Annotated in this window: 6 protein-coding genes; all 6 read right to left on the bottom strand. The window is 71.8% G+C overall.

Features of this window, described 5'->3' with window-relative positions; all coding sequences use genetic code 11:
* Nucleotides 1-502: 502 nt before the first annotated feature.
* The 6 genes from AB0G15_RS39510 to AB0G15_RS39485 all read right to left on the bottom strand — a co-directional run bounded on the left by AB0G15_RS39510 (nucleotide 503) and on the right by AB0G15_RS39485 (nucleotide 12332).
* Nucleotides 503-2806: a hypothetical protein gene (locus AB0G15_RS39510; protein WP_362850425.1), complete on the bottom strand. Its 2304-nt coding sequence runs from the start codon at nucleotides 2804-2806 to the stop codon at nucleotides 503-505.
* 4 nt (nucleotides 2807-2810) lie between these two features.
* A complete protein-coding gene (locus AB0G15_RS39505; protein ID WP_362850424.1) occupies nucleotides 2811-5138 on the bottom strand; it encodes an AAA family ATPase in 2328 nt (775 codons plus the stop codon).
* Between the two features lie 100 nt (nucleotides 5139-5238).
* The gene (locus AB0G15_RS39500; protein WP_362850422.1) at nucleotides 5239-6861 is read right to left on the bottom strand and encodes a hypothetical protein; all 1623 of its coding nucleotides are present in this window, start codon (nucleotides 6859-6861) and stop codon (nucleotides 5239-5241) included.
* Nucleotides 6842-10303: an AAA domain-containing protein gene (locus AB0G15_RS39495; protein WP_362850421.1), complete on the bottom strand. Its 3462-nt coding sequence runs from the start codon at nucleotides 10301-10303 to the stop codon at nucleotides 6842-6844. Before AB0G15_RS39495 ends, AB0G15_RS39500 begins: the two co-directional genes overlap by 20 nt.
* Nucleotides 10300-11670 carry a hypothetical protein gene (locus AB0G15_RS39490; protein ID WP_362850419.1) on the bottom strand — a complete coding sequence of 457 codons (1371 nt, stop codon included), beginning with the start codon at nucleotides 11668-11670 and terminating at the stop codon, nucleotides 10300-10302. The genes AB0G15_RS39495 and AB0G15_RS39490 overlap by 4 nt, the downstream gene beginning before the upstream one ends.
* Nucleotides 11667-12332: a VWA domain-containing protein gene (locus AB0G15_RS39485; protein ID WP_362850417.1), complete on the bottom strand. Its 666-nt coding sequence runs from the start codon at nucleotides 12330-12332 to the stop codon at nucleotides 11667-11669. Before AB0G15_RS39485 ends, AB0G15_RS39490 begins: the two co-directional genes overlap by 4 nt.
* Nucleotides 12333-12346: the final 14 nt, after the last annotated feature.

Here is a 12346-nt window from a genome sequence, read left to right as displayed (position 1 = left end):
GTCGCGGCCCAGGACCACGAAGTCCGCGGCCGCGCCGAGCGGCACCGGCGCCGGCGCCGCCGCGCCCGCCGGGGTAAGAGCCACCGCGCCCGCGCTCACCAGGGCCACCGGGGCCGCGCTCGCGGCCGCGGGGGTCGCGGCGACGGCCGCCAGAGCGACCACGGCCACGAGGACCCCCGCCGTCCGGGAACGAACGGTGTTTCGCGGCGCCACACGAGGTCGAACGGCCTCCATCATGATGTTTTCCTTTTCTTGTAAAACTGCCCCGTCGAGGCGCATTTCCAGCGATGCACCACTCCTTCCGACCTTACCGATCGACGAAGCCGCACTCGTTATACGACATACATGCGATTGCCCTTGACGCCGGCTCGCCTTCCACCAGCAATGATGGTCGTTTTAGCGGTAAATAAAAACGTTTTGCACATTTATAGGAAAGTGCAGCGGTAAATCACTTCCCGGGTTCGAGGAACCGGGCGGCCGCGGACATCGCCCGTGCACGTGATCAGGATTCCGCCGCCCGGTCGGTCGCGACCTCCCGCCCTTCGGGGCAGCACCTTCGGCACCCGTCTCCTTTCCCGGCGAAGGCCACTCCGCAGGTGCCGCACGACGGGCAGAGGAAGATGGAGGGACGCAGCCTGCAGGGCATCGAGACGATGTGGCTGCCGAGCAGCCGGTCGACGCCGTCACCGTCGAATTCGACGCCCTCGGGCACAGGCTCGGCACTGATGACGGGATAGGGCCGGGTGCACGACGCGCACCGCCGCAGTTCCCAGCGGGCGTGGCCCTGCGGGCACTCGCATGAGTAGGTGCCGTCCCTCCTGGACCGGTACGCCCGCCAGGGATCCGTCCTCCGCTGCAGGCAGACCGGGCACCTCGTGTACTCGGCGAGGGTCTCGGCGGCCGCGGTCAGCTCGTCCGCCACCCGGTCCAGGAGTTCCGCCTCTCCGGCGCCGTCCGGGCGACCGGCGACCCGGGCCCTCAGCGACTGCAGCCTCGCGCGGGCGGCGGCCAGTTCGCCGGGCGCGGGGGGCCGTGTGACGAGGAGTCCGGCCTGCTCGACCCGAAGCCAGTCCGCGCCGTCGCCGACCTCCCGCGCGTACGCCTCGCGGCACCGTACGGAGAGCGGGTGGTCGCGGTGCCGCTCCCGGGCGAGAACGCTGTACAGGCTCCGGGCGAGCCTGACCACACTGTCGATCTCCATCGGCGAGACCGGCAGCAGCCCCACGCCGCCGCGCCTCCAGGGCACAGGCGCGTCGCAGCCGGAGAAGACCTCCAGGCGTAGCCGTTCCGGCAGCGCCCGCCGCTCCTCGAGCGTACCCGGGTAGACGATCAGGGTGGGGATCCCGGGTTTCTCGGTTATCAGCCGCTCCGTCTCGTCCCGGGTGGCCGACGTCCGGCCATGACCGGTGAGGGCGTGCGGGAGAGCCAGGACGCGGAGCACCGGCCGCCCTCCGACGGCGAGCTCGAAAACCTCCGTGGGCAGCCACGCGAGGGTCACAGCCGCGCCCGTGGCCGCGACGTCCCCGGCGCCCAGCCGGATCGGCGGTCCGCCGCGGGTGAACGGCGACGCTCCCCCCGTCCCCGCGGGCTCACCTGATCCGCCCGGCCCGCCGAGCAGGCCGAGGTGGTCGAGCGCGTGGAGGAGCAGCAGACCGGTGTAGACGGTGAACCCCCGGCACCAGTCCTGGATCCGGGCCGAGGGGGCGTCCTCCCGGTCCCTCCCGGTACGGTCGTTCACCCACGCCTGCCACAGGTCGCGCACCCGGCGATAGCGTCCCTCGTTGACGAAGAGGTTCGTGGCCCGAAGCGCGGTCCCGATCTCGGCCTGCCGGTTGACTCCCGGCAGGACGCCGCCACCGCGCAGCGCGACGAGGGCGTCCCTGACCGCGCCGAGCTCCTTGCGTCTCCCCGCGGCCAGGTCCTTCCACGTCTCGTTCGCCACGACCCCCTCGATCAGGTCGAACAGCTTGCCCTGCTGCCGCCACGGCCGGTCGACGGCGTCCGCGACGTAGCGGTCAAGGTCGCTGAACATCTCGTCGATGCGCGCCACGGCGTTCAGCCGTGCCACGACGTCACCCCAGAGGTGGTCGACCAGCCGGGCGGCGACGCGGTTCTCGTAGAAGTCCAGGTTCTGCTCACGCGAGGACGCGAGAACCACTTTCGGCTCGACGCCGTCCGGCCGCAGCCGGTTCCAGTCCTCGCTGTGCCCCGCCAGCCGGGTGATCGTCGCGGGCGTGATCCGCCGTGCCAGGCCCACCGGCACCAGCCGGTTCACGACCCGCAGCCGGTCGGCAGGGTCGTGGCACACCGCGCGCAGCGCGTCGAGATGCTCGCCGATCTCGTCGTCCATCCTGCGCCGCCGCAGCCGTGGCCCGATCTCGGTGTCGCCGAGCAGCGGGCTTTCCCGCAGCCACCGATCGGCCGGTTCGGCGCCGAGCCGCTCGAGTCCGGCCGCCACGCCGAGGACGGCGTGTTCGGTCACCTCGTCGGGCAGCGCGCACGGGTCGCAGGCACCGTGCGTGGCCTGCCGCCGGTCCTCGTCCCACAGCGTCCAGTCGCCGATCGCGACGAGATGATCGCCGGACCGGACGCGACGGCCCGCCAGGGACAGGTCGCGCCCGCCGGAGGGACCGCGCGGGCCGGAAATGCCTCGCCCGCCGGAAGGCCCGCGCCTGCCCGAGGCGCTCCCGCCGCCCGGCGCGCCCTGCTCGGCGCCGACGAAAACGTATCGCCCGATCGGCACCGGCCCCGAGGGCGGCGGGTCGGCCTCGCGGTCGAGGAGCCGGTCCCAGAGCCTCACCCGCATGGCGTCACGCCTCCCCTCGGTGGTGCAGCTCGTCGTTGAGCAGCTCGATGGCCCGGACCGGGCGGTCGGGGTCGCCCTCCGCGGCGGGCAGTTCGGCCCAGAACTTCGGAAGGTCGTCGCGGAGGGCCCTGATGGTGTCGCTGCGGAACTCGTAACGGCCGCGGACCTTCCGCAGCACCTTCATCGCCAGCGCGTGGTCCGCGGCCTCCCGGACGGTTCCCCCGGCGTCGACAACCACGGGGACGAACCACGAGAGCTGCTTGACGCCCCGCGGCCCGGTGGAGATCCGGAAGTCCCGCCGCAGCCGGTCCCCCAGGTCGCCGCCCAGGAGGGCGCGCACCAGATGGGCGGACCGCTCGTGCCGTTTCCGTGCCACGGCGAAGGCCCGGTTCAGCGCTTTGAACGAGAACGGCGGGAACGGCTCGGTCCGCTCGTACTCGAAGTGTTCCGGTTGCGCGGGCAGCTCGATGACGTTGGACCGGTCAAGCGTCTTCTCCGCGAAGCCCACCGTGGTCTCGTCCTGATTGGCCGTGCCGATGAACCAGACGTTCCGCGGCAGGGGCAGTCTGATCCCGTCGACCAGCCCGCGCGGCGCCGGCTCGACCCTCGCCGTCATCAGGTCGAGCCCGATCTGCCCGCCGGCCGTCCGCGACCTGAGCTCGAGCACGTGCAGCACATCGCTGAAGTACTGCTCGGGGTGGGACAGGTTCATCTCGTCGAGGACGATGAGGAACGGCTGGGACCGGTGCTCCGGGCAGTTGGCCCGGTAGAGCGCCTTGGTGAACTTCGACTCGTGGAACCTTCGTTCGAAGGCGTTGTAGTAGCCGGTCAGGTCCTGCGGTGTGCGCCAGTCGGCGCCGACCGGCACGGTCTCGGCATGCGCCTGCAGGGCCTTGGCGAACGCCAGCGGAAGTTGCGTCTTGCCGATGCCGCTGGCGCCCTGCAGCAGGTGCAGGCGGGTGGCGGCGAGCCCGGCGAGGAAGATCCGCAGGTCGGACTCCGCGTAGAACAGCCTCTCCTGCTGGGCGATGACGTGCCGCAGCCGGTGGACGAACTCGTCGATCGGCGGCAGCTCGTCCACCAGATCGTCGCGTTCCCCGGCGTGGAGCGCGTCCATCTCGGCGCACGCGGGGAAGGGAGACTCGCTCTCCTTGCTCCGCCTGAGCCCTTCGGCGTTCTCCTTCAGCCGGGCGACCTCGTCCTTGTAGGCCTCGACGTTGGCGGCCAGCGCCTGCTTGACCAGCTCCTGCCGCTCCAGCTCCATCGCGGTGATCTGGTACGCGGAGAGCTGCCGCTGCAGGCCGGAGTTCTCCTGCATGAAGAAGGCGTGGTCCTCCTGCCAGCGCTGCTCGGCCTCGCGCAGCCGGTTCAGCTCGGCCTTGACCTCGGCGGGCGGCCGGTGGCCGCGAAGGGTGGTGTTCTCCTCCTGCAGCCGCTGAAGGTCCGCGACGACGTGCTCGGGCTCGCGGCCACCGAGCGCCAGGCGCAGCCGTTCATGACCGGCCAGCCGCTGCTCCAGCAGCTTGTAGTCCGCGACCATGTCGTCGTGTCGTCGCTGCAGCGCCTGGAGCCTCAGCCGGTCCTGCTCGGCGAGCTGCTCGGCGGACCGTTCGATCCGCTGCTCGACGAGCTGCCTGGAATCCTCGAGGTCCTCTCGCTCGATCTTCAGGCGCCGTTCCTCGGCGCGCAGCTCGCCGCGCTTCTCGTCGAGTCGCGCACCTTCCCTGTCGAGTTCGGCGCGGGCGTCGGCCAGCGCGGCGCGGACGGCGGCCCCGGCCCTGCTCCGAGCCTCCTCCTCCTGCCGCGCCGCCCGCAGTTCGAGCTCGGCCAGGCGTTCCTCGCGCTCACCGCACTCGACCAGCCGCAGGCGCAGTTCCTCGGTCATCCTGGCGATCCTGGCGGCCCCCTCCGCCTCGCGGCCGGCGATGCCGCGTTCCCGTTCGTCGAGTTCGCACCCGCGTTCACCGATCGCCTTCTCGGCTGCCCGCAGTTCGTGCCGCGCGTCCTCAAGGTCCCGTTCGGCCTTCTCGAGCGCGTGTCGCGCGTTCTCGGCCCGGCCGGTGGCGGCCTCGTACGCCCTCTTGACCTGGTCGATCTGCCGCCACAGCCTGTCGACGGCGAGGTAGTCGGCGCCGGCGGGCGGTTCGGCCGGCTCCGGCAGGTTCTCGGCACCGCCCACCGCTTCGGCCGCCTCGGCGGTCGCCTTGGGCAGGGCTTCGGCCAGTTCCCTCCGGTTGACCGGCCCGGCGGGTCTGCGGGTGGTGTTCGCCCTGCCGCCGGCCACCGTCCCCATGCGCTGTGCCTGCGCCTTCGACCCTCTGCCCTTGCCCATTCAGTGCCCCTTCGTGAAGTCTTTCGAGCCGTACGGGTGCTGTGCGGCCCGTGAGTGCTGCCGATGTGTGCCTCCCGGGTGCCCCCGGCCGGCGTGCCGGTCACGAGACGGGAGGGAGCTCCAACAGCTCCGAGGCCGCCTGCTCCCCGAGTTCCTTGCACCACTTCAGGTCTTCGGCGACGGACTGCCTTCCGAGCCGGTGCAGCTGGCCGTTGCGCATCTGGCGCAGCTGGTCGTAACCGAAGAGCACGTCGCTCCGGTGTGCGATCATGCGGCGCATCGGGTGGTCGTCCCGCGCCTCCGCGCTGATCAGGGTGGCCGCGATGAGCACCCCGATCTTCGTTCCGTCCGGTGGCCTCGGTTCGCCGGCCAGCTCTCCGAGGGTGTCCGACCCGGTGTTCAGCACGGAGTAGGGGACCTCGAAGGCCCCGATCCGTTCGGCGGCCTTCCTGATCGTCTCCTTGGCCACCGGCGCGGTCCACAGCGGATCGGGGCCGTCACGCCGGCGACGCCGCCGCTCCGCCGCCCGCCTCCGGAGCGGCTCGGCGTGGTGCGCCGGCATCGGGTACGCGATCGTCAGCCGGTGGAACAGTTCCTCGAAAAGCGAGAACGCCGCCCACACCGCCATGCGCAGCGCCTGATCGGTCTCGCCGTCGTAGGACGCGGTCCGCAGGTCGACGAGTTTCTCCAGCACACCGGCGTCCTCGCGGACCCTCGCGCCGAACTCCATGACCAGCTCCGCCTTGGCCTGCGCGCGGGCCCGCTTGGTGGCACCCTTCAGATCCGCGCCGACCGCCTCTCCCTGTGCCTTGAACAGCCGGTCCAGCCGTTCCGCCAGTTCCGGGCGGCTGGTGGCCCAGTGCTCGACAAGCCGGCCGAACATCGCGTTGGTGGTGACGCCGAACGGGTCGTGTGCGACCCAGCCCTCGCCGGGCAGGTCGGGTCCGGCGGCCTCGATCACGCCGAGGATCTCGACCGGCTCCGGTTCTCCGATGAGGGCGACACGGGCGAGTTCGGCGAGCGGCTCTCCGGTGGCGACGCGGCCGCCGTAGACCGTCTGCTCCTCCTCCATGTCCTGGAGTGCGGCCAGGTGGTGTTTACGCGCGAACTCCTGGGAGCGGGCGTTGATCCGGGCCATCCGGTCGCGGCGCACGACTTCCATGATCTGTTCCGGGTGCGGCGTTCCGGGACGTTCGCCGTCGGCCCCCATACGTAGCGCCGGCACCTTGGCGGGCCGCCCGGCCGTCCCGAGATCCATGACCACGTCGTCGGCCTCCCGGTGGACGACGTAAACGTCCGGCAGCCGCTCGGCGGTGCGCGGCCACAGGTCTCCGGTCGCCGGGTCGTGGAAGACGTAGCGCACCGCCCACTCGGTGTCCTCGTCGACGGCGCCGGTGCGCAGCGCCACCCGTCCCCGCTCGGTGGGCTCGCCGCCGCGGTCCAGCAGGTCGTCGCGCTTGGCGGTGTCGATGATGTACGCGCACAGCCGCGCGTGCAGCCCTGTCAGCTCGCTCACCCCCTGGGGGGTGCGCACGCCGGTTTCGCACAGTCCGAGGACGACCCGCTGGAAGAGATCGAGACCTCTACGCGGGACGAGAGGGGCGGTGACCCGGTAGGCCCAGGCGGGGACGGTGACATGGATCCGCCTGTCCTTGTCCTGGCGGATCAGCGGGCCGTCGCCGATGAACGACAGGAACCTGGGGTTACGAAACAAACCGGCCATGGTCTCCTCCCTCACGGCACAGCAGCAGGAAGTCGGTGAGCGGCGCCACCCCGTCCGGTGCGCGCGGTTTCTCGAACATGGCCGCGTCACCGACCACCACCAGCAGCCGGCGCTGCCGGCTCATCGCCACGCAGAGCCGGTTGGTCAACGTGAGGTGGCCGTAACGGCGGCCCACCCAGCGCCGGTGCATCGCCGGATCCGCAGGCGGGGTGTCGTCGCCGGGGGGCGCCGATCTGGTGGCGGAGAGCAGGACGATGTCGAACTGCTTGCCCTGGAAGGAGTCGACACTGCCGATGTGCAGCCGGTTCAGCGGCCTGCCCCGGCTGTCGTGGCGATACCGTCCGGCCGCCTCGTAGTGCCCCTTGTCGTCGCGGGCGGCCACGCCGAGGCGCTGCAGGGCGTCGCCGATCTCCTGCACCTGACGGGTGTAGAACGACATGACTCCGATCCTGAGGTCCGGGGCGGCCTCGAGCAGGGCGGGAATCCGCTTCACCAGCCAGTCCCTCTCGGCGGGGCGATGGGTGCTGCGGGTCCGGAACTCGCCGCCCCTGTCGGCGGGGACGTCCGCCCACACGGCGACCGCCTCGCCGTACTCCGGCAGGCCGTGCGCGAAGCCCTCGGTGCCGCGCGGAGACCCCAGGGTGTTCCTGTAGAAGTTGCGGCTGACGAAATCGCCCAGGACGCTGTGCATCCGGAACTGCGCGTTGAGGGTGACGACCCGCCGGACCGGCGAGCCCTTGTTGTCGTGCGCGCGGAACAGCCGTTCGAAGAGGCTCTGCCGCAACACCTCCTGGGTCGACCCGTCCTGCCGCACGAGCGCCCGTTCGACGTCGGGCTCCAGCAGGGGCGGGAGCTGGAGATGGTCCCCGACCAGAACGATGCGGCGGGCCGCCAGCGCCATGGGGATCATCAGGTCGAGGGGGTTGGCGCGGGCCGCCTCGTCGATGACGACGGTGTCGAAGACGACGTCCTCGTCGGTGTCCACCTGCTTGGCCTCGACCACCTTCTGGGAGGCAGCCTGCTGGCAGGTCGTGGCGTACGAGGCGGTGTAGGCCCGCAGCGTCCACTCGACGGCCAGCGGGTCACCCTGCAGGGCCTCGTAGTAGTCGGCCAGGGCCAGCGTCGCCCCCATGTCGGGGGTGCGGCGCAGAGACTCCTCCATCTCCGCCACGGCCTGGTTGAGCAGGTCGTTGACCGCCGGATCGGCGGCGCGCACCGGCTCGGGCCCGGCCTGCGGCAGCAGGCGGTCGATCAGGCGGTCGCGCAGCGCGACCAGGTCCTCCTGCGGCACCGGCGGGTGATCGGGATCGCTGTCCGCGACCCGTTCGAGAAGCGTGAGATCCGCCGCGGGGGGACCGCCGTCCGCGTCACCGTCCGCGGTCGTGATCGCGCGTAGCCGGCGCAGTGCCTTGGCCGCCGCCTGCGGGCCGTCGTCGGCGAAGGCCTCCGGCGTCGTACGCAGGGCGCGTACGGCCATCAGCGCGAGTTCGTGGGTCTCGTCCACCGGCCCGTTCCACCCGCCCGGCGGTGCGGCCGCCAGGGTGATCCGCAGCTCGTCGCGGGCCGCCCGCAGGCGCTCGGCCAGCGCGACGGTGATGTGCGCGCGGGTCCGCTCGTGCACCTCCTCCAGCAGTTCCACGGTGCCGTCGGGAGCCGGTGGCGTGAGCCAGTAGCCGGCGACGAGGCCGCTGAGCCGGCGCAGCGTCAGCACCGCCTCGCCCGGCTCGCCCAGTCGCTCGGGGAGGTGCGCGGCCGCCGTGTCCCGCAGCCGGTCGCGGAGCACGGCCGCGCCCCGGTCGGCTCGGTCGATCTTGTTGGCCGGGATCCCGAAGACCATGGACCGCTCCGCCATCTCCTCGACGGCGGCGTGCTGGAAGCTGGTCAGCAGGATGCTGCCGCGCACGTGGGCGTACGACCTGCCGGACTCGGCCAGCCGGGTCTGGATCGCCGATATGACCTCCGTCTTCCCGGTGCCCGGCGGCCCCTGGATGATCGCGATGTCCGGGGTGTTGAGCGCCACGTCGATCGCCTGCTGCTGGCGCTCGGTCGGGGTGCCGCCGAAGATGGCCCAGGTCGCCTCGGAGCGTGGCTCGATCCGCTCCGAGGGATTCGCCACGACCTGCTCGCCTTCAAGGAGTGCGAGCAGGTTGGGGATGTTCGTCCCTCCGCGCAGGATTCGTTCGTACGCCGTCCTGCGCCGGGCCAGTTGCCTGCGGTCGCCGCGGAACGAGCGGAACAGGAATCCCTCATGTTCCGGCTGGACGGTCTCGTCGCCACCGACTCCCGCCGGGCCGCGGCGCTGCAACTCGGTCCGCCTGATGTCGATCGTGCCGTCGGCGACGTCCACCGCGACGACGGTGCCGCTGAACAGATGCTTCTCAAGCCGCTGCTGGACCACCTCCCAGTCATCGGCCTCGGCGGCCTCCTCGTCGGTGCCGGGGCCGGTGCCGGGGTTGGCCAGCACGGGCGGCAACCGCTTGGACGCCTCCAGTTCCAGGGTGTCGCCGTCCTTGAGCGCCTGCCGTGCCTGCTCCAGCAGGGAGCGCCGGTGGCCCGTGGGGTCGTCGGTGGCGACGACCTCGAACCGGTAGACCTCGCGCGCGAGCCGGCTCCAGCTCCGGTAGGTGACGTACCCCGTCTCCTCCACCCGCCGCAGCAGATGGCGCGCCTCCAGCCGGTTGTACTGGTTCCACAGCGCCAGGAGGCCCTTGCCCTCGGTGAGCCGTTCGATCCATCGCTCCATGTCGGCGCGCATCTGGGCGACATGGGAGACGTCCGCGAAGTCGACGCCCGTGGTGACGAGCCGCAGCCGCCGGCCCAGGTCGGCGTTGGCGGTACGCCTGATCCGCTGCATGCGGAGGCGGCCGTCCCTGGTCCGGATGTCGGCGACGAAGCCCCTGCCGTGGAGGCGGTAGCCGGTCGGCGCGCCGTGCTCCCCGACCGCCGTCGAGATGATCACACGTCCGGGCGTGCCCGCCGGCGCGCGCGGCACCGCGGGCAGCAGGAAGCACTCTCTCAGCCAGCCGATCGTCCGATCGGTCTGCGTCGCGTAGGCCTGGCTACCCTCCCACCTGGCCACCGTCCTCGCGATGTCGTGGTCGACGGCGATCTCCTGCGCCGGCAGCGTCCCGCCCGCGTCGTACCGGTAGAACGTCACTCCGAGCCGTGCCGTCCGGGACCTTCCCCTGGTCAGTTCGCGCGACTCCACAACGATCGCGACATAGTGCGCTCCGCCGCGTCTGACCGACTCCAGCTTCTCCCCGTCCTCGCGCTGCGTGGGCGCCACCGGAGCCTCCGCGGCGTGCGTCCGGGCGAAGGTCCGGCGGTCCGGCGCCCACCACAGCCTTATCTCGTCGCCGGGCCTCGGGCGGTCACCGCTCTGCCAGTCGAGCCAGACGAGGGCTTCGGCGCCCGGCAGCGGAGCCGTCTGCGCCCGCTTCACGACCGGGCCGCCGATCGTCGTACTCGGGCGAACCGCAGCATCCGGTGCGGGCTTCCCGGCGGGCCGAACCGGATGATCCAGCGCGGCGCGGCCTGATCCGCGGGCACGGCCAGTTCGTCCGAGGGTTCGATGACCAGGCCCTCGTCCTGGTCGACCGCCGATGTCAGCCAGACAGGCACCGGCCCCGGGTTCCTGATCGTCAGCCGGTGTCCCGGCTGCCAGTACAGCCATGCCACCGGGGTGGTGTCGTACTCCACCCCGTCCATGCGCGAGGTGCGCCCGGTGATCGGGAGCCATGCCCCCGGCGGTACCGCCAGCGTCTCACCGGCGGGCGCGGGCTTCGGCATCCCCGAGCGGACGAATTCCACCACGGCGACGAGGGGGTCGGGGGCCTGGAGGCCGCACCAGGGACAGGCGGGCGCCCGCATGTCGACCGACTGCGGGCAACCGGCGCAGGCCAGGGTCAGATCGGCGGCCGAGCGCAGCGCCGTACGCCACTCGGCGACCGTGGGGCGCGCCCTGACGTCGCTCAGCCCGTCCTGGAACGCCCGGCGGGCGAGCTCGCCCAGCTTCGGCGTCAGCAACCGCCCGCGCGGCAGGCCGTACCGCGTGCGGTTCGACGGGTCGTCCGGGTGGTCGATCCACGGCAGTTTTCCGCTGTAGGCGTGTTCGAGAATTCTCTCGTCGCCTTCCAGGACGGCGTCGCCGATGAACGGATGCGTCAGGGTGAGGACCTCGAAGGCGATCACGGCGAAGGCGTAGGCGTCGGTGGCACCGGTCACCCCGGACCGTCCGTCCAGCACCTCGGGCGCCGCGTACCCCGGGGTCGCGACGGTGTCCGGCACGACGGACTCCGACCGCACGAAGTCGACGTCGACCAGGCGGACCTCCTCGTGCCGCGAGGTGTCGGAGACCATCACGTTGCCCGGGGAAGGGTCGGCGTAGACGACGCCCTTGGCGTGCAGCGCGGCGAAGGCGTCCGCGGCGCGGCTCAGCAGCCGGAGCCGGCGCCGCAGTCCCCCCGTTTCGGCGTACCAGTCGAGCAGGTCACGGTCGCGGGGCGCCGACACCAGCGTCTCGACCGCGACCATGTCGCCGAGGAGTTCCATCGAGTACCCGACGTGCGGCGCGGCCAGCATGGCCAGCGGGCGGGCGATCGGCACACCGCCGAGATCGAGCCGCCTGATCACACCGATCCGGCTGCGCAGCCGCTGCGCGACCCGGGGCGTCCGGGCATGCATCAGCTTGACCGCCACCCTCCCCTCCGAGGCCCACACCTCGGCCTGCCCTCCCGCCCCGATCCGGCGCAGCAGCGGAAGCGGCCGTCCCTGCTCGTCGCGGACGACCGGACGCCCGGCGTCGTTCATGCCAGGAACTCGTCGAGTTCGTCGAAATCGATCTCCGCGGAGGACTGCCGGCCCACGCGTGCCTGCCGGCTGACGCTCATGGTGAGCCAGGAGAAGTAGCGGCTCAGAAGATGCACCTGGTCAGCGCGTTGCGGTTCGATCGACGGGTCGGCGATGAACGCGCGCAACACCTGGAAGTCGTCGTCGTCCATGTCCTGGCCGATGCCGACGGCCAGCCTGATCGCCTTGCCTCCGCGCGGCGAGGCGAGCAACCTCCGAAGCGGCTCCTCCCACTCGTCGGTCGGTTTTCCGTCGGACACGAGGATCAGCGTCGGCATGAACGCGTTCCGCGGGATCACCTTCTCATCGGCGAGCAGCTCCGTGAGCAGGTCGAGCGCGGCGCCGAGGGGGGTGCGGCCGCCGGCTCGGAGATCGCTCCACTCCAGGTCGGCGGCGGGAACAGGAGGTTGGTGCAGCACCGCGCCCTGCCGGCCGAAGGCCACGACGCCGACCTGGATCTCGCCCCGGACGGGCCGTTCGGCGGCGAAGCTCCGGATCATCGTGGCGATGGACTCGTTGAGCGTCTCGAGCTTGCGCAGCTGCGTCATGCTGCCGCTGACGTCGGCGAGCACGATGACGGGCAGGGCCCGGGGCGGGGCGGCGCTGGGACGCGAGAGAGGCACATCGGGGGGTGTTG

The sequence above is a fragment of the Streptosporangium sp. NPDC023825 genome, from assembly GCF_040639575.1.
Taxonomy (GTDB): Bacteria; Actinomycetota; Actinomycetes; order Streptosporangiales; family Streptosporangiaceae; genus Streptosporangium.
This window is presented reverse-complemented; position numbering and strand designations above follow the sequence as displayed.

Coding starts and splice junctions, on each gene's coding strand:
- AB0G15_RS39510 (WP_362850425.1), bottom strand. CDS start 2,806: ATGCGGGTGAGGCTCTGGGACCGGCTCCTCGACCGCGAGGCCGACCCG.
- AB0G15_RS39505 (WP_362850424.1), bottom strand. CDS start 5,138: ATGGGCAAGGGCAGAGGGTCGAAGGCGCAGGCACAGCGCATGGGGACG.
- AB0G15_RS39500 (WP_362850422.1), bottom strand. CDS start 6,861: ATGGCCGGTTTGTTTCGTAACCCCAGGTTCCTGTCGTTCATCGGCGAC.
- AB0G15_RS39490 (WP_362850419.1), bottom strand. CDS start 11,670: ATGAACGACGCCGGGCGTCCGGTCGTCCGCGACGAGCAGGGACGGCCG.